Source organism: Corynebacterium kroppenstedtii DSM 44385 (genome assembly GCF_000023145.1).
Classification (GTDB): domain Bacteria; phylum Actinomycetota; class Actinomycetes; order Mycobacteriales; family Mycobacteriaceae; genus Corynebacterium; species Corynebacterium kroppenstedtii.
In genome coordinates this window covers 974,441-993,684 of record NC_012704.1, presented here as the reverse complement: position 1 = coordinate 993,684, position 19,244 = coordinate 974,441, and the positions used below count along the sequence as shown (strand labels likewise).

The window sequence follows — 19,244 nt, the reverse complement described above, 5'->3', positions numbered from 1 at the left end:
GATTTTTCGACAGCGATACGCGCCTACGTTGTGTACGCTGAATTGATTTCAACGTATGAGAAAGAAAGATCGGTGGTACGGACGGTGGCCTCTCCTTGGCTCCCTGTGCCTAAATCGACGACCACGGAGATATCCGGACCTGAGATATCGACGTCCCGACTCCCCTCGACAGCTGCAGAATTCCTACACACCACATGGTCGTTAAATGACACCGAGATACCATGCGGATCCATCTCCACATCGGCTATTCCTACGGCAGCCAGCACACGGCCCCAGTTGGGATCAGAACCAAACATGGCGCACTTCGTTAAATTGTCGCGCCCGATGGTTCGGGCCGCGACCAGCGCCTCAGAGTCGTTAGCAGCACCGATGACCTTTATCGAGACTCGTTTAGTCACACCCTCAGCATCGCTTTGCATCTGTGAGGCAAGGTCATTGCAGACCTGATGAAGCGCATGCGCAAACTCGTCCGGGCTAGGTGAAACACCACTGGCGCCCGACGACAAAAGTAAGGCCGTGTCATTCGTCGAGGTCGATCCATCGATATCTAAGCGATCAAACGTTGTTGAGGCTGCTCCACGCAGTGCATCGCGGGCCGTGTCGACGTCCACGACCGCGTCGGTAGTGATGCAGCAGAGCATCGTAGCCAAGGAAGGGGAAATCATTCCCACTCCTTTAACCATTGCTCCGATCCGCCAGCCCTCGCCGGCATAACCTGCCTGTTTTGGGACAGTATCGGTCGTCATGATCGCTTCTGCCGCAGCCGTACCGGCGTCGTCCGACGAAGCATTTGTCGAATCTATGCCACGGCTTAATGCATCAATCCCCGCGTTGACACACTCCATGGGGAGATGATCGCCGATGATCCCAGTCGAGCACACAGCCACGTCGTGAGCATCACAGTGCAGAAATGAGGACACATCGGAAGCCATATCGCGCGCGTCCTTAATCCCCTGCTCACCTGTACACGCATTCGCGTTACCAGCATTAAAAACCACGGCGCGTAGATGGCCGTCGCTAATGTTGGCGCTCGTCACCTCGACAGGTGCAGCCCGAATTTTATTTCGAGTGAATACCCCTACTGCTACATCATGCGGCCCATCATTAACGACGAGACACATGTCGGGTTTGCCTGATTCCTTAATACCTGCCGTGGTCGATGTAGCTCGAAACCCCATCGGTGCGGTGATCCCCAGTGATGACACAACTATTCCTTAAAAATAATAATCCGGTGCTAAACATGGACAAGCGCTAAATAAATACTCGACAATGTGGAGTAAGAAACCCTTACGAAACCAAGGTCCTCGGGATTATGGCGCAACCCCATTAATGCTCAATCCGGAATCTTCCGGCCACCCTTGTGCAAGATTCATGCATTGGATAGCAGCTCCGGCAGTTCCCTTGACCAAATTGTCGATAGCTGAGGTCACGACCACTCGTCGGGCTGCCACATCGTATTCAGCCTGGATATGGACCGCGTTCGATCCCAACACGGATTGAGTTGCCGGCTGCTGATCGCCGTTTAAAACGACGACAAATTTTTCATCACTATAGAACGACCGATATGCCGCTTTGACTGCGTCCTGTGCTGCGCTGGGATCTTTTTCAGTGAGAGCTACCAATTCGTCCGATGCTGGGGCGGATGCCGTCGTCAATATCCCCCGTTGCATCGGCGCAAGAACAGGAGTGAAAGATACCTGAACAGGCTCGTCACACGCTTCTTGTAAGTTTTGAATAATTTCTGGGGTGTGGCGGTGTTTCCCACCCGCCTTATACGCCCGCGCCGACCCCATCGTTTCTGACCCCAACATGCCCACCGAGGGCTTCTTACCAGCACCCGACACACCCGTGACAGAAACAATGGAGATTTCTGGGGTGATGAGCTTCGATGTCAAGGCTGGAAGTACAGCCAGCGTCGCGCCGGTCGGAAAACACCCGGGAACAGCAATGCGCCGAGTACTGGCGATTTTCTTTCTATGTCCGGGCATCTCGGGAATTCCATACGGCCATGATCCCGCATAAGGAGAGTCATAAAACGCTTCCCATTGCTCTTTATCTGCGAGACGGAAATCGGCCCCACAGTCAATGATTAGGGTTTCATCCGGCAAAGATTGCGCGATCTTCGCTGAATGACCGTGTGGCAGCGCAAGGAACACGATGTCGTGCTCAGCCAGGCGGGCAGGTTCGGTCTTCTCAATGGTGCGTCCGTGTAATTCCACCAAGTGGGGCATGAGGGCTTCAACGCTTTGACCTGCGTGAGAAGCGCCTGTCAATGCCCCAATGGTCATAGCACCGGCCCGATACTGAGGATGGGAGAGAAGGAGCCTGAGGATTTCACTACCCGCGTATCCCGTCGCTCCGGCTACTGCCACTGAAACTGTCATATGACGGACAGTACTTATATATGCACTCGTGTGCAAATTATTCAGCTACGGAGGGTGGCTCCTAACTCCTCATTGGCATGAGCCACTGCCGCTTGCCGGGCCTCGTTGCACTCCTCTTCGGTCAGAGTCCGATCTGAAGCCCTAAATTTCAGTGCGAAGGTCATTGAAACCTTGTTCTCGCCCAATGCCTCGGAACGGTAAATATCAAAGAGTTCAATCGATTCCAGCAGCTCCCCCGCACCCGTCATCAACGATCGACGCAGTTTCTCTGCAGGCACCGAGTTATCGACGACGACCGCGACATCTTGGAGCAGCGCCGGGAACGGAGAGAGCTGAGGAGAGACGGCCTCACGGACGAACGGGATAGCATCCAGGTCAAGTTCCGCAGCAGCAGTCCTCGGCGGAATTCCCAAACGTTCACACACCTGAGGATGAAGCTCCCCTGCGAACCCAATTGCACTTTCAGGCTCATAATTCGGAGAACCTTGCAAGAAAACTCCAGCACAACGACCCGGATGCCACGGTAGATGGTCAACATTCACAAACTCGAAGTTGATACCCACGGCACGTCCGACCACGCGTACGGACTCAATTGCATCCATCGTGTCCACCGGACGGCCTGCACCCCATGGACCATTGCTCGTCCACAATCCTGACGAAACAGTACCTACATGCAATGGCTGGCTCGGCAACGAATGGATAAGTGTGTGAACCTCAGAGTCGCTGGGTCGGGCCGACACATCCAACATGGGTGATGGACCATTGCCCTCATCAAAGGAAACCTGCTCGACACCATACAGAGAAACATCGGCTTGACCACGGTCGATATTGCGTTTCAATGAGTCCAGCAACGACGGAAGCAGCGTTGTTCCCAGTGAACTGTGCCCCGATTCCAGCGGATTAAGAACCTTAACGACATTCCGCCGTGGATCGTTCTTCTCCAGGCCCCAGACATCAAAGGTGTCATCTGCGATAAAGGGGCTGGGCAGGGTCTCGGTATATCCACTCCATGCCAAGGCATGTCCTACTGCACGGCGCCGCCGTTGCCGAGGGGTGAGCCCACGACCTGCCGGCGACTGGGGAACGACGGATGGAATGTCCTCAATGCCTTCCAGGCGCAAAACTTCTTCGACCAGGTCGGCCTTCATCGTGAGGTCAGGACGCCAGGTCGGCGGGGTAACGGAGAGCAATGGAGCTGCGCTCTCGCCTTCCTGGGCTTGAGTCACAGCACATCCGATTTCCTTCAGGCGCTTCTCCGCAGTCCCCCTCGGATAATCGACGCCCGCCATCTGTGACGGATAATCGTCGTCCATCTGGATCGTCGGCATAGTGGGAACGTCGCCAATGAGGGTCCTCCCGGACGCGATCTCGCCCCCAGCGATCCCAGCGATGAGCGCCGCCGCAGTATCAAGAGCAACTTCTACCAATGCCGGATCGACACCACGTTCGAAGCGTCGGGAAGCCTCGGACGACAGTTTGTGACGCCGCGATGTCCGCGCAATAGTCATCGCATCAAAGTTCGCAGCTTCGAGGTAAACAGACGTCGTCGAATCACTAATTTCCGACGTAGAACCGCCCATCACACCAGCCATTGACTGAATTCCGGTCTCGTCCGCGATGACGAGGTCCTCAGGATTCAAATTCCTTTCGACCCCGTCCAACGTGGTCAGCGTTTCGCCTTGCTGCGCATCCCGTACAGTTAAGCCGCCTTTGATCTTGTCAGCGTCGAATGCGTGCATGGGCTGGCCATACAGGAACATGACGTAGTTGGTGACGTCGGTCGGCAAATTCACTGGCCTTTGGCCGCACAGCATCAGTTGGCGTTCCATCCAAAATGGAGTCGCCGCCGACGGATCAATTCCACGAACCTCACGGATTCCAAAACGTTTGACGTCAGCTGTATTACGAACATCAACCGGAAGAGCGTCCCCAGACACGTCGGGCACCTGAACACGTAGTTCCGCGGCTGCAGGATCGTCAGCGGGATCGACGTACGTGAGGTTGAAACTGGATGCAATTTCTCGTGCTAATCCACGGGCCGACAGGGCATAGCCACGGTCTGGGGTGATGTTGACATCAAAAATAGTGTCGGAGAGCCTGAGGAAAGGCCGAGGGTCGTCGCCGGGCTGCCCTGCCTTTGCAGGCAGAGTGATGATGCCTTTGTTCTGAGTTCGTGAAAGCCCCAGCTCCATCGCAGAGCACAGCATTCCTTCGGACATTTTGCCGTAGGTTTTGCGGGCACTAATAGAAAAATCGCCAGGAAGAACTGTGCCGGGCAAGGCCACCACAACGATGTCTCCCTCAGCAAAGTTTCGCGCCCCACAAATAATATGTTGGAGTTCGCCCGAACCATTCGCTTTGCCAACGTTGACATCACAGTAGCGAATAGGTTTCTTAAACCCCTCAAGCTCCTCAATTTTTTCCACACGGCCTAAGACAAGTGGACCCGTCGTCTCGGGGATTGTCTCGTATCCCTCAGTTTCAAACCCAACACGAACATAGGCAGAATCTAGCTCTTCTGGCGTGACTGACCAGCCGGGATTTGCGTAGTCCAGGATTTCAGTAATCCAATGTTGGGGCATGAACATGGAAGACTCCTTAAAGAAGAAAGATGAATAGCAGACGAAATAGTGGTGCGGAGGCTATGCCCGAATCCCGAATGGCCTGGTGAACCTGATATCTCCTTCAACCATGTCACGCATGTCCGGAAGATTATTTCTAAACTGCAATGTCCGCTCTAGCCCCATGCCGAATGCAAAACCTGAATATTCGTCCGAATCTATGCCGGCAGCTCGCAGGACGTTGGGATTCACCATTCCGCAACCGCCCCACTCAATCCAACCTGCTCCGCCTTTCTTCTCTGGGAACCAGACGTCAACTTCCGCAGAAGGCTCAGTGAAGGGGAAATAATTGGTCCGGAAACGCGTCTTAGTGTTCTCCCCAAAAAGGACTCTCGCTAAATGGTCCAACGTTCCGTGGAGATGCGCCATCGTGAGGCCCTTATCCACTGCTAGGCCTTCTACCTGGTGGAAGACCGGTGTGTGCGTCGCGTCCAGTTCATCCGTGCGGAATGTCCGTCCAGGGCACGCGATATAAATGGGCAAATCACGGGACAACATGGTCCGCATCTGCACCGGGCTAGTGTGAGTACGAAGTACCTGGCCCGAGCCTTCCGGAGCAATGTGGAATGTATCCTGCAGCGTCCGCGCAGGATGATCAGGCACAAAATTCAATGCATCGAAATTGAAATACTCAGCCTCAACCTCGGGGCCGTCGGCAATTTCCCACCCCATGCCGACGAAAATATCCTGAATGTGCTCAGAAATTTGAGTGATCGGATGCATCGCCCCGACGGGCCGACGCGTTGACGGGATCGTGACATCCAGGCGCTCGGAACGAAGTACAGCCTGGTTACGTTCTTCCTCGAGCACAGCCTTGCGCTCTGCAAAACGCTTTTCGACGCGCCCACGAGCCTTATTCACTGCCCGACCGGCGTCTTTTCGTTCTGATTTCGGCAGGGAACCTAGCGATCGTCGTGCCAGCGGGATGGGAGCGGAATCCCCAAGATGCTCCTTACGTGCTTGTACTAGATCGTCCAGCGTCGTCGCTTGATCAAATGCACTAATCGCAGCATCAGCGGCGGCATTCAGTGATGCTTCGGAAACATCAATTTCTGACACGGAGGTGAAACCTTTCACGAGTAACTAGTGACGTACGTCGATAATCTGATTCAGAGTCTATCAATACCGTGGGACAAACTAAGAGCGCGTGAAGCCTCGTAAAGCGTAATCGCAGCAGCACCAGCGACGTTAAACGACTCAGCGCTTCCTCTGATCGGAATGCGGACCCTGACGTTGGCAAAGTCGACGACATCTGTTGACAGCCCATGGGCTTCGTTGCCAAAAAGCCAGGCGCTGGGACGAGTCATCATCGGAGGGTTAGACGACGCCCCCGTATCTTCTGTTCCCCCCACGCCTTCTGTTGCCTGCACACGCCGAATGCGCCATTGAGCAGCGTCGTCGGCAGCATCGTCCAGGGAGGTTTCACCGTCGATAGTCGTCGCTACTATCTGGAATCCTGCTGAGGATAAATCGGCGAGGGAGTTTGTTATGTCTCGCTCACGTCCGATGGGTATGCGAAAAACTGACCCCGCCGCCGATCTCACCGTCTTGCCATTGTGAATGTCAACCGAATTTCCCAGGAACACAACGCAGTCCGCACCAACGGCATCGGCCGTTCGGATAAACGTCCCAGCGTTACCCGGATCAGACATATCAATTCCGACGGCGACGAGGCCACGTCCACGTCGCGCGCGGTTGATACATGATTCCACTGATGTGGAGAGTAATTGGCAGGTGGCGCATACTCCGCTATGGCTTACTGTCTCCGATAAGGCTGAAGCAGCTTTATCATCGATTACGCTCACCGGAACATGTTGTTCGCGAGCCAACTCTCGTAACGTGGAAAATTTGTCCCAGGCGCTATCGGCCACAAACACTTCTTTGGCGACTCCGGCCGATAAAGCACCCTCTACCCCATTGAAGCCCTCGACAAGAAACTTCTTTTCTTTTCGTCGGCCAGCCGACTTAAGTAGCTTCCGGGCTGCGATAATCCTCGGAGTTCGTACCGTAAAAACCTGATCTGGTCGATCATCGGTTAAACGATGGTGGGGATAATCGGTAGACGTTTCGGAAATGTTATCCACGTGATCGCACATCACTCAGCAATTCTTTTCAATTCTTGTGAACGGCGGGCCGCTATGAATGGTGTATGGAGTCAAAAATTCTCTCAGGAAACCAAGCTTGCTTGTGGTTGACCCGACTTCACTCAATATAAAGAAAACGTCGCTCTCAATGGAGCGACGAAAAAACATACCCCGCCCCCACGATGTACTAGCAGTGACCATCACAGGAAGATGCGATGACACACGCTGATGGTGTGGAGCCGAGGGAAGCTAAAAACTACTTCGCCGGGGCGTTAACATCCTCGGGCAAAGCGTCTTTAGCAGCCGCACACAATGCGGAGAATGCCTGCTCATCCGAGACTGCGAGATCAGCAAGGTTCTTGCGATCAATGTCTACGCCAGCGAGGCGGAGACCCTGGATGAGGCGGTTGTAGGTCATGTCGTTCTGGCGGGCCGCTGCATTAATACGAGTGATCCACAGTTTGCGGAAATCGCCCTTCTTCGCACGACGATCCCGGAACTCGTAAGTCTTCGAGTGGAGCATCTGCTCCTTAGCCTTACGGTACAGGCGGGAACGCTGTCCGCGGTAGCCCTTAGCGGACTTCAGGACCTCGCGACGCTTCTTCTTAGCATTAACTGAACGCTTCACACGAGCCACAGTGTTACTTCCTTCTATCTAGTCGGGGGTGTTACCGAGCGGGTGATTTCTAGCCCTCGCCCAGGAGCCGATTAACGCGCTTGGTGTCGTTACGGGAAACGGAAGTATCGCCCTTCAAACGACGGGTGCGGGTCGATGGCTTGCCCTCGAGAAGGTGACGGCGATTAGCCTGCTCGCGGCGGAGTTTGCCGGAGCCCGTCTTCTTGATGCGCTTCTTAATTCCGCTGTGGGTCTTCTGCTTCACTGCCGATTTTCCTTTGCACAAATTGAATGAGTTGGTCTTGCACGCTGCCGAGATCGTCGCGAATCGATCTACGACTTCTCGGCTCACGCCACACTGGGCAGAGCACTCGCCGAAAGAAACGCACGGGAATCCCTCAGCAGTTCATGCACTGCCCTGTCGTTGTGAGAAGGACTACTTCTTACCTTTGCGACGCACAGGACCGAGAACCATAGTCATGTTGCGACCATCTTGCTTGGGCCGAGATTCAACGACGCCGGCATCGGCGACGTCATCAGCCAAGCGCTCGAGCAACCGGAAACCTAATTCCGGACGAGACTGCTCGCGACCACGGAACATGATTGTGACCTTCACCTTGGAGCCTTTCTCCAAGAACCGGACAACATTGCCCTTCTTAGTCTCATAATCATGATCGTCAATCTTGGGCCGGAACTTTTGTTCCTTGACGACGGTCTGCTGCTGGTTGCGGCGAGATTCGCGAGCCTTTTGTGCTTGCTCGTACTTGTACTTGCCGTAATCCATGATCTTGGCCACAGGTGGTTTTGCACGTGGCGCAACCTCGACAAGATCAAGATCGGCGTCATAGGCGAGCTTGCGAGCATCGTCGGTACGCACGATTCCAACCTGTTCGCCACTAGGGCCAACGAGTCGAACTTCGGGGACACGAATTCGCTCATTAATGCGAGCTTCAGCGCTGATGTGAGACTCCTCAATAGGGATGAACATTGACTGGTCTGGCCGCACTGACGTGCTACAAGCGCTGGATAAACCTTTGAACCGGACTCACAGGCATTTTCACGAGTGCGCATAATGCACGAGTTCCAACACCTGAGGAGTGGGTTCCTTTGCTGCGCCATAAAAGAATCCCCGCTTTACAGATCCACTCTGTAAGACGGGGATGCTACCAAGGCTCAACACATAAGTCCTGAGCGTAAGCCAAAACTTATCGGTAACCTTCTACCAGAGTCCAACCTTTCGGCGGTCACGTGGTGGGAGCATCCTCCGCTTGTAGCCCGCGTGGATTTCCACCACGTCGGACGGTCGTGTCAATCAGGATAGCAGGGTCGTGGACCACTACCAAATCTTTAGCTAATCGTTCCAGGGATGCGTCGATTGAAGGTGTGCTACCGGCCCAGGTGTGGTAACTAGTCAAGTGCCTGTAATAGGTCGGCGATAAGGTCTTCGGCGGATTCTAGACCAACCGAAAGTCGAACTAAATCATCGGGAACTTCCAGCACTGATCCCGCTGTCGACGCATGGGTCATGGCTGCCGGATGCTCGATCAGTGATTCAACGCCGCCAAGCGATTCGGCAAGTGTAAAGACCGATGTGTTCTTGCATAGACGCTGTGCCGCATCGTGGTCAGCGAGGCGAAGAGAGACCATGCCGCCGAAGTGAGACATTTGAGCAGCGGCAACCGCGTGCCCGGGATGGCTCTCCAACCCTGGATAAATGACCTCTTTAACCGCGGGGTGATCAGCCAATCGGTTAGCTATGGCCTGGGCATTCGCGCTGTGTCGCTCCATCCGGACTGGCAGACTCCTCAGTCCACGCAGGGTAAGGAATGAATCGAAGGGCCCGGCAATTGCACCGGCTGAATTCTGCAGGAAAGCAACCTCATCATCGACCTCTTGATCCGACGTCACTACTGCTCCGCCAACCACATCAGAGTGCCCACCGATGTATTTCGTAGTCGAATGGACGACGATGTCTGCACCAAGCGATAACGGTTGCTGCAAAGCCGGAGTAGCAAACGTATTGTCAACCACCAACCGGGCGTTCACGCTGTGCGCGACTTTAGCCAGAGCAGGGATATCCGCAATGGTTAGGAGCGGATTGGTTGGGGACTCAGCCCATACCAGCCGCGTCCGATCAGTAAGCGCGGATTGCACCTCATCGAGATCGTTAATTGCCACTGGTGTGTAATCGATCCCCCACTTCGCAAAAATCTTGTCAATGAGGCGGAATGTTCCGCCATATGCGTCATTGGGGATGATGATGTGATCGCCGGGTTTGAGCATGGCCCGCAAAACTGCGTCACTAGCCGCCATTCCGGAGCCAAAGGCACGTCCGTACTTGCCCCGCTCTAGCTCAGCGATTGCTTTTTCTAATGCAGTGCGGGTTGGGTTTCCCGTCCTGGAATACTCATAACCGCCGCGCAGTCCACCGACTCCGTCTTGGGCATAGGTAGACGTTGCATAAATAGGTGGATTAACTGCTCCGGTTGCAGCCTCCGGCGTCCACCCTGCGTGAACGGCAGACGTCTCCAATCCTCGGTCTCGAGCGTCTCCCTTTTCTATGTCACTCATGTTTTCCCTTTCTTCAGAACGTATTGGTTTTATTCCCACTAGGCTTCGCTCTTTATATGCTTTACTTTTTGGCGAAACCAAGCAGATCTTGACGAGTTACCACTCCAACCGGAACACCGTCAGCGAGAACCATCAGTGAATCCACACTTTCTAGTTGCTTGATCGCTTCAGATGCTCGCTCTTGATCGCCGACGAGGGGCATGGCGTCCTCCATCACGGACGACACCGAATCCGACAACGAATGACCATCCTCGTACACAGCTCGTAGCAGGCCTCTTTCGGTGACAGCGCCACGAATTTCTCCCACCACAATCGGAGGTTCGGCCCCTAGGACTGGCATCTGCGATACGTTGAATTCCCGCAAAATATTGATGGCATCACGGATGGTCTCATTCGGGTGAGTATGAACGAAAGCGGGAAGCGACGAGGCTGAATCATTCTTACGGCGAAGGATGTCGGCTATCGTCGGCTCTTCTTGTTCACGGGGGCGTCCGGTATCGAAACCATACGAAAGCATCCACTCGTCATTGAAAATCTTGCCTAAGTATCCCCGGCCACCGTCAGGCAAAAGAACAACAATTTTGGCGTCCGGATCCCGTTGAGCAACCTTTATTGCGGCAACAACGGCCATTCCCGACGATCCACCGACTAAAAGACCTTCCTCCCTTGCTAAGCGACGCGTCATCGCAAAGGCTTCAGCGTCAGTCACGGAAATTATCTCATCGGGGAGGTTGCGGTCGTAGGCGTCGGGCCACATGTCCTCACCGACTCCTTCGATGAGATACGGGCGTCCGGAACCACCCGAATAGACCGAGCCCTCGGGATCAGCACCAATGACTTTGACTGCTCCGTTCGAAACCTCTTTGAGGAAACGGCCCGTGCCCGTAATTGTTCCACCGGTGCCCACTCCTGCTACGAAGTGAGTAATTTCCCCGTCCATATCCCGCCAAATTTCTGGGCCGGTGGATTCATAATGGCTAGCCGGCCCATTGGGGTTGGAATACTGATCAGGTTTAAAGGCTCCGGGCGTTTCGGAAACAAGACGATCTGACACTGAATAATACGAGTCAGGACTATCGGGCTCTACGGCCGTCGGGCACACGACGACTTCGGCACCGTAGGCACGCAGAACATCGATTTTGTCTTTACCCACTTTGTCGGGGCAGACAAAGATGCACTGGTACCCGCGTTCTTGGGCAACCATGGCTAAACCGACTCCGGTGTTTCCCGACGTCGGTTCAATAATGGTTCCGCCGGGCTTGAGTTTTCCCTCTTTTTCCGCAGCATCGATAATCTTTTTCGCTATGCGGTCCTTAGAACTTCCGCCCGGGTTAAGGTATTCAATTTTGGCAGCAACTAAGCCTGCTCCATCCGGAACAACAGACTGCAGCTGCACTAGGGGCGTATCACCAACTGCCTCAGTGATGTGTTTCAACAATTTCATGGGATCGAGTATAGAAACCCCGATCCCAATCAGTTAGACCGACCGGTCTGTAACTCGGCTGTGGCTCCAATTATTTACTATTTCTAGGGAGCATATCCGCCAAATATTTCGCGGTATAGGAACCGGTTTCTTCCCGACGATCCACGAGATCTTCAGGCGTCCCCTGATCAACGACACGTCCACCGCCGGCACCGCCTTCTGGCCCCATATCGATGACCCAATCTGCCATCTTGATGACATCTAGGTTGTGCTCGATAACGATGACGGAGTTCCCTTTATCTACGAGACCTTGAATCACGAGCATGAGCTTCCGAATATCTTCAAAATGCAACCCGGTCGTTGGCTCATCAAGGATATAAACCGTCCGCCCACGAGAGCGTTTTTGCAGTTCGGAAGCTAATTTAACGCGCTGAGCTTCACCACCGGACAACGTCGTTGCCGACTGCCCCAAACGGACATAACCCAGACCAACGTCGACAAGAGTTGCGAGATACCGGTGGATAGAGGTGATCGGTTCAAAGAAGTCGGCAGCCTCAGAAATGGGCATATCGAGGACTTCGGCAATGTTTTTGCCCTTATATTTGACCTCAAGAGTTTCCCGGTTATACCGCGCGCCATGACAGACTTCACACGGGACATACACGTCGGGGAGGAAATTCATTTCAATCTTGATTGTCCCATCGCCTCGACATGCTTCGCACCGACCGCCTTTAACATTGAAGGAAAAACGACCGGCTTTATAGCCGCGCACTTTTGCCTCTTGTGTTTCGGCGAAAAGATTACGAATCTTGTCAAAAACTCCCGTATATGTCGCAGGATTTGACCGCGGTGTCCGACCGATCGGACTCTGATCAACCTGCACCAACTTGTCCAGCTGATCCAGCCCCTCAATCCGACGGTGACGGCCAGGAACGACGCGAGCACCGTTCAAATCTCTCTGCAATGTCGATGCCAGGACACCATTCACCAAAGACGACTTACCTGACCCTGATACCCCAGTGACGACGGTCAAAACACCGAGTGGGAAAGACACATCGATGTTTTTAAGATTATTTTCCTTAGCCTCAATGACTGTAATGTGACGGTCTTTATCAAGTTCTCGACGCTTGTCCGGAACGGCCAACACCCTTCGACGGGACAAATAGTCACCCGTTAACGAGTTCTTACACTTCTCGATACCATCCGGTCGGCCCTGATAGACTACTTCCCCACCATATTCACCAGCACGCGGACCAATATCGACCAGCCAATCCGCTGTACGAATCGTTTCCTCATCGTGCTCGACAACGATGAGAGTATTTCCAAGATCGCGAAGCTGTTCCAGAGTGGCGATCAATCGTTGATTATCGCGCTGATGGAGTCCGATCGAAGGCTCGTCAAGAACGTAGAGCACGCCCGCCAGGCCTGAGCCGATCTGCGTCGCTAAGCGAATACGTTGAGCTTCTCCACCTGAAAGGGTTCCAGCCGAACGAGATAGTGAGAGATACTCCAGTCCGACGTCGAGAAGGAAAGTCAGTCGCGCCTGGACTTCCTTGAGCACTCGGCCGGAAATCATTTCCTCACGGGAGGAGAGCGTTAACGAATTTAAGAACACCGAAGCGTCAGAGATAGATAAATCACTAAGCTCCGCGATGGATAACTCCTGATTGGTGCCATCCGAAGAATCTCCAGCGATCTTGACCGAGAGGACCTCGGGCTTTAAACGGGCCCCATGGCACTTCGGGCACGGTACCTCACGCATATATGCCGTGAACCGCTGTTTTTGCGAATCAGACTCTGCCTGGTCTATCCGCCGATGAAGAAATGGCATGACCCCTTCAAACGGCGCGCTATATTTCCTTACCCTCCGATAAGCATTGCGATAACGAATGGAAATCTGATGATTCGATCCATGCATGATCGTCCGCTTCTGGGACGCGGTCAGGTCTTTCCACGGCGTGCTCGGAGAAACCCCCAACTGCTGGGCTATTGCCTCCACCATTTTCGAATAGAACGTTGAATGGTTACTCACCCACGGCGCGATAGCTTCGACCAGTGGCTTCGTATCATCAGGAATCACTAATGATTCATCAACAGTCAACTTGCTCCCCAACCCATCGCATTCGGGACAAGCTCCGTATGGGGAGTTGAACGAGAACGTTCTCGGTTCCAGTTCATCAATAGCTAATGGATGACCATTCGGGCATGCCATCTTCTCACTAAAACGTCGGAAACGATAAGGATGGTCATCACCTAAGGAAACAAAATCAAAGATGACTACCCCATCAGCAAGATTCAATGCGGTTTCGACAGAATCAGTTAACCGCTGCTTCTGAGTCGGCTTTACTGACAGACGGTCAATAACAACTTCGATATTATGTTTGACCTGTTTTTCCAATTTAGGGACATCGGAAATGTGATAAGTCGTTCCATCTACACGGACACGAACATATCCCTGTGCTGAAAGGTTCTCGAATAAGTCAACAAACTCCCCTTTTCGTGTCCGGACAACCGGAGCCAAGATTTGGAAGCGGAGACCTTGCTCCATATCCATAATCTGGTCAACAATTTGTTGCGGTGTCTGGCGCTCAATAACCGCACCACAGGTCGGGCAGTGCGGGATGCCGATGCGCGCGTAGAAAAGCCGGAGATAATCATAAACTTCGGTGATCGTCCCCACCGTTGAACGCGGGTTATGGTTCGTTGACTTCTGGTCAATGGAAACAGCTGGTGAGAGTCCCTCAATAAAATCGACCGCCGGTTTCTCCATCTGGCCAAGGAACTGACGGGCATAAGAGCTCAATGACTCGACATAACGACGCTGCCCCTCAGCAAAAATCGTATCGAAGGCAAGGGATGATTTACCGGATCCGGATAAACCCGTGAAAACGATGAGTTCGTCTCGAGGTAAATCGATATCAACACCTTTTAAGTTATGTTCACTGGCTCCCCGGACGATCAGTCGATCTGCCACAGATTTCCCTTCTTATACCGCTCATTAATGGTTTGTGAAACGAATACCGCGCTATTCTACGACCAGTACAGGCCACCCCGCACACAACGTCATGGAAAAGACCTAGGGTGGACGCATGAGTACTTCCAACAACACTCCAGAAAACTCGGAAACGTCACACGCAGACACGCATAACGCGGCAGCTCGTACCAACGAACGCATAGTTTTTGGCTCGTACACAGGGCATATTGACGGCCCTCGGCAAGCTCAACGATTGGTCTATGAAGCCCCACCTCAAACCCGCGACGGAAAACCCTCCTCATCCGAGGCAAGCGTCGTATCCATTATCAAAACCTCCGTCGGATCCATGGACAATTCCTGCTATCTCCTGGCAGTGGATAACGATGCGGTCCTCATTGATGCGGCAACTGACGCGCCTTTCCTCCTCGATCTCGCCGATGCCGCAGGCGTGAAAATAACGGACGTTATCACTACACATTCACACTATGATCACGTCGGAGCCCTCCAAGAGGTTCTCCAGCAGACTGGGGCACGGCATCATGCGTCCGCCGGGGATGCACCTGATTTACCTGCCGATGCTGACCGCGTCGCCAAGGATGGAGAAAGGTTAGACCTCGCCAGCGAGAAGCTAGCCGGCCTTCACTTGTCCGGTATTACTCTCCATGGCCACACTCGTGAGGGCCTGGCCATAGCCTGTGACCCGCAATCTTCGCTCGGTATTAAAGCGCCCGTTCACGTTTTCACTGGCGATTCTCTTTTCCCCGGCGGGGTCGGAAAAACGTCGTCGCCGGAGGCCTTCAACCATTTATTAGACGACGTCACCCGCAAGCTCTTCGATGTGTATGATGGGTCAACCTGTATCCACCCGGGCCATGGGGACGATACAACACTGGGTGCCGAATATCCTCATCTCGCCGAATGGCGTGAGCGTGGGTGGTGATCAACGCAACCTACCCCGTGGGCGAACAGTTCTCACGCCCACGGGGTTGATCCGTCACGGATGATTACTTCGAAAGACCCCTACGTTTATTGGAGAAAAAGTGGGAACCCCCACGACCGATTCTGAACAATCCGCCATCGCCTATGAGCAGCGTGTTCTCGACTCACTCTTCACCTACGTCGATCGTGAACGTCGACTCTCTGAGGAAAAACTGAGTTCAGTTCTACGCCGGCGTACTCATGATCCTCGTGGCCTCGTCGAGCGAGAAACGGCATATAGCACGTTGCATGACCGGCTTACCATGCTGTCCTCAGCCGAAATTGGCCTGTGTTTCGGCCGTATCGATGTTGTCGAAACCGATGGCGAGGAACCGGAAAACCCATCTCCTGACAACCCTGAGCTGGATCGACGCTACATCGGGCGGATCGGGTTGTCCGATAAGGATGACGATTATCGGACTCTCCTCATGGATTGGCGCGCCCCGGGGGCACGGCCCTATTACTTGGCGACGACTGCACACCCGGAAGGTGTGGCCCTGCGACGCCACTTGCAGACGAACGGACGCACGGTAACGGGAGTCACTGACGAGTACCTTGACGCTGAAGCGCTCAACGCGGATGGCGTTAACGCGGACTCATCCCCACGTGGTGCAGGCGACGAATCCCCGCTGCTCTCAGCGCTCAACGCCGCCCGCACCGGGCATATGACTGACATCGTCGCAACAATTCAGCGTGAGCAAGATACCATCATCCGTGATCCTTACCGCGGAGTCACCGTTGTGGAAGGTGGCCCCGGAACTGGGAAAACGGCAGTAGCCCTCCACCGTGTCGCATATCTGCTGTACACATGGCGAGACGTCCTCTCTCCCACCGGCGTGTTAGTCATCGGGCCCAATAGGACATTTATTGACTACATTTCCCGCGTTCTACCGACGCTGGGCGAAGGTGGCGTCGTTCTGTCGACCATCGGCGATCTCTACCCCGGAGTAACGTCGTCGCGAATTGACTCTGAGCTCAGTAGAGAAGTCAAAGGATCCATTGAAATGGTGGAGATCCTGACTAATGCCGTGAAGAACTATCAGCTCGTCCCCGACGAAACGACGTCGTTAAGTGTGGATGGCCATCACCTGGACGTCACGCCCGCGATGGTTCGAGCTGCGCGGACGCGGGCTCGTCGTTCGCGAAAAGCACACAATCAGGCGCGCGGTATTTTTCAAGACAAATTCCTGGACCTTCTCGCCGACGCCTTTGCCGATCAAATTGGCGAAGACCCATTAGGCGGGAATAATCTCCTTGACGCCGGTGACCAGGTTGCGCTGCGGGAAGATCTGGAAGAGGAACCTGCAGTCATCGAATTGATGGATAGTCTGTGGCCCGAGCTGGATCCCATCGACGTGCTCGCAACCCTCTTCAGTGACGAGAGCGCGCTGCAGCACGCGACTAATGATTATGACGATCTCACGCGTGAGGCTCTCCGCAGAGCTGACGGGCGGAGTTTTTCCACCTCAGACGCTGCTCTTCTGGATGAGCTCGCAACGATTATTGGCCTTGCGGATATCGACGAACAGAGAGCGAAGGAAGAGCGCGAGCGATCCAAACGTATAGCTGAGGCGCAGGACGCCCTCGATATTTTGGCTGGGTCGGCGTCCCAAGACGTTGATGATCAATTCGATCCCGAAATACTCATGGCCTACGACATTCTTGATGCTGCTGCGCTGGCGGAACGCCAACGTGTCCGGGATGATCGGACGACGGCCGAGCGTGCTCAGGAAGACCGACTGTGGTCCTACGGGCATGTCGTCGTCGATGAAGCGCAAGAGCTCTCGGCGATGGAGTGGCGGATGGTGATGCGTCGGTGCCCTAACCACTGGATGACCTTGGTCGGCGACACCGCGCAAACAGGAAGCCCAGCTGGGGTGGAATCATGGTCGGACACGCTGGAGCCGTTCGTCCAGTCGCGGTGGCACCATCATCGGCTGACGATTAACTACCGGACTCCCAAAGAGATCACCGACGTCGTTGACCACATACGCCATCATGTGGCGCCTGATACTTCGTCGGACACTGCTATTCGTTCGAATGGCCGACGGCCCACGATGGTGTATGTACCCGAGTTGGAATCGTGCCGTGCCACTGACGCTGAAAGCGCGCACCATGAGTCGGCTGATTCGGATCACGGTCAGGTGCGAACCCCTGTTGTCGACAAACTGCAACATGTCATTTCTGAGGTTGCAGGAGCAATATCGTCAGAGCGCACTATTGCGATTGTCACTGCGGCAAACAACCCTGATCTTCATTCCTGTATCGACCAGGCTGTACAACAATCGGACCTGGATCAATCGGTGAGTATCTTGGATCCGTCGGAAACGAAGGGGTTGGAATTTGACGAAGTAGTCATCATCGAACCTGAAGATATTGCATATACGGCGGTCCAGGGATTTCAGGATCTCTATGTTGCTGCCACACGGGCGACCCAGGGTCTCACCGTGGTGTACTCGGGTCAGCCGATGTTCGAAAGCGCTTGATTCATCACACCTTGATCCCACGCCATCCGTGACCACGTGTCCCAACCATGAACGCCTATAGGATCCAGGCGGTAATCAATGTTGACACCTGCTGCGCGGGCCTGGGCGACGAATTCCGCTGTTTGGACGGTCGCCCCCGCTTCCATCGGGATACCTTCAGTGACGGCGCCGACCAGGTTATCGCCGTAATCGGCAAGAGGATTGATCACACCTGAAGCCGACGTCACGATGATGGGCATCGTCAAATTCTGTAGATTCTCCGAGGGATTAGCCGCCCGTCGATTAGCCAGATTGAACCAGGGCACAGTGTTCACGCCCTCCGTCAGGAGAGGCTGGAGGTCGGTGGTTAACCACTGGTCGGGCATCCTGGAATCGTAGAAGCCAGACATGGCAAGAACGCTGCGGTAAAAATCGGGACGTTGAGCGGCCAAGCCCATCGCACCCCAGGCTCCCGCTGAGATGCCGGTGACTAATGTATGCCCGGCTCCCCCACCTGGAACGCCGAAATTGTTAGCAAGATATGCGGGTAATTCTTCAGAAAGAAAAGTCTTGTATTTAAATACCCTGCCATCAGCGGTGGGATGATCCCAGTCGGTATACAGACTTGCCGAATCCCCCGCTGGGAACACCAAGGTGGCATCCGTCGAGTCCATATGCTCTAAAGCGCGCCCATCGGTCAGCCACTCATTCGTGTCATTTTTAATGCCCATGCCGCCCAAGAACTGGACCACACGCGGGTTGTTGGCAGTATGCGATGGACGGATGACTACAGAAATATCCCGGTTCATCGTGGCGGAATGAACAGAGCACTTCACAGCCGCATTCGCAAAGGGAACACACCCCTGCCCCGCTGGAGCAGCTGCAGCACGTGGCAACATTTGTGGTGCTTGCAGAGCCGGCAGGCACATCATCGATGCTGCTAAAACAGCACCATACAAACGTCGGCGGATATTACGAGACAATCCAGTGGGGAGCATGGGTCGATCTTATACCGAAGAAAACCCACGGCAAGAGGATGCTTTGTTTTGGCACCCAATCAGGTGTAGTGGACAAGGAGCCAATCCTGGCTGGAAACGACGTACTGGCTTCGTCTACATCATGTTTTAG

The 19,244-nt window shown here is 54.2% G+C and carries 14 protein-coding genes; 2 read left to right on the top strand and 12 right to left on the bottom strand.

Going from position 1 to position 19,244, the window contains the following annotated elements; translation table 11 throughout:
* Nucleotides 1–23: 23 nt before the first annotated feature.
* The 11 genes from argJ to uvrA form a co-directional block, all read right to left on the bottom strand.
* Nucleotides 24–1,205 (bottom strand): bifunctional glutamate N-acetyltransferase/amino-acid acetyltransferase ArgJ, encoded by a 1,182-nt coding sequence (gene argJ, locus CKROP_RS04105; RefSeq protein WP_041628801.1) that lies wholly within the window; start codon nucleotides 1,203–1,205, stop codon nucleotides 24–26.
* Between the two features lie 105 nt (nucleotides 1,206–1,310).
* Nucleotides 1,311–2,384: an N-acetyl-gamma-glutamyl-phosphate reductase gene (argC, locus tag CKROP_RS04100; protein WP_012731477.1), complete on the bottom strand. Its 1,074-nt coding sequence runs from the start codon at nucleotides 2,382–2,384 to the stop codon at nucleotides 1,311–1,313.
* Between the two features lie 41 nt (nucleotides 2,385–2,425).
* Entirely contained in the window at nucleotides 2,426–4,972 is a 2,547-nt protein-coding gene (pheT, locus tag CKROP_RS04095; RefSeq protein WP_012731476.1) for a phenylalanine--tRNA ligase subunit beta, read from the bottom strand.
* Nucleotides 4,973–5,026: 54 nt separating this feature from the next.
* Nucleotides 5,027–6,064, bottom strand: a complete 1,038-nt coding sequence (pheS, locus tag CKROP_RS04090; protein ID WP_012731475.1) for a phenylalanine--tRNA ligase subunit alpha — start codon at nucleotides 6,062–6,064, stop codon at nucleotides 5,027–5,029.
* 50 nt (nucleotides 6,065–6,114) lie between these two features.
* Entirely contained in the window at nucleotides 6,115–7,089 is a 975-nt protein-coding gene (locus tag CKROP_RS04085) for a TrmH family RNA methyltransferase (protein ID WP_012731474.1), read from the bottom strand.
* Nucleotides 7,090–7,345: 256 nt separating this feature from the next.
* Nucleotides 7,346–7,726, bottom strand: a complete 381-nt coding sequence (gene rplT / locus CKROP_RS04080) for a 50S ribosomal protein L20 (RefSeq protein WP_012731473.1) — start codon at nucleotides 7,724–7,726, stop codon at nucleotides 7,346–7,348.
* A gap of 49 nt (nucleotides 7,727–7,775) precedes the next feature.
* Entirely contained in the window at nucleotides 7,776–7,970 is a 195-nt protein-coding gene (gene rpmI / locus CKROP_RS04075) for a 50S ribosomal protein L35 (protein WP_012731472.1), read from the bottom strand.
* A gap of 171 nt (nucleotides 7,971–8,141) precedes the next feature.
* Nucleotides 8,142–8,693, bottom strand: a complete 552-nt coding sequence (infC, locus tag CKROP_RS04070) for a translation initiation factor IF-3 (RefSeq protein WP_012731471.1) — start codon at nucleotides 8,691–8,693, stop codon at nucleotides 8,142–8,144.
* A gap of 419 nt (nucleotides 8,694–9,112) precedes the next feature.
* Nucleotides 9,113–10,276, bottom strand: a complete 1,164-nt coding sequence (locus CKROP_RS04065) for a cystathionine gamma-synthase (RefSeq protein ID WP_012731470.1) — start codon at nucleotides 10,274–10,276, stop codon at nucleotides 9,113–9,115.
* Nucleotides 10,277–10,337: 61 nt separating this feature from the next.
* A complete protein-coding gene (locus CKROP_RS04060; protein WP_041628800.1) occupies nucleotides 10,338–11,720 on the bottom strand; it encodes a cystathionine beta-synthase in 1,383 nt (460 codons plus the stop codon).
* 70 nt (nucleotides 11,721–11,790) lie between these two features.
* Nucleotides 11,791–14,673, bottom strand: a complete 2,883-nt coding sequence (gene uvrA, locus CKROP_RS04055) for an excinuclease ABC subunit UvrA (RefSeq protein WP_012731468.1) — start codon at nucleotides 14,671–14,673, stop codon at nucleotides 11,791–11,793.
* A gap of 346 nt (nucleotides 14,674–15,019) precedes the next feature.
* Here uvrA and CKROP_RS04050 point away from each other — a divergent pair, with 346 nt between their 5' ends.
* Together CKROP_RS04050 and CKROP_RS04045 are read left to right on the top strand one after the other, a co-directional pair.
* Nucleotides 15,020–15,613, top strand: a complete 594-nt coding sequence (locus CKROP_RS04050) for an MBL fold metallo-hydrolase (protein ID WP_041629262.1) — start codon at nucleotides 15,020–15,022, stop codon at nucleotides 15,611–15,613.
* Nucleotides 15,614–15,713: 100 nt separating this feature from the next.
* Nucleotides 15,714–18,137 (top strand): HelD family protein, encoded by a 2,424-nt coding sequence (locus CKROP_RS04045; protein ID WP_012731466.1) that lies wholly within the window; start codon nucleotides 15,714–15,716, stop codon nucleotides 18,135–18,137.
* Here the strand turns inward: CKROP_RS04045 and CKROP_RS04040 are convergent.
* Complete coding sequence (locus CKROP_RS04040) at nucleotides 18,113–19,114, bottom strand: alpha/beta hydrolase (protein ID WP_012731465.1); 1,002 nt, start codon at nucleotides 19,112–19,114, stop codon at nucleotides 18,113–18,115. The genes CKROP_RS04045 and CKROP_RS04040 overlap by 25 nt on opposite strands.
* Nucleotides 19,115–19,244 lie beyond the last annotated feature (130 nt).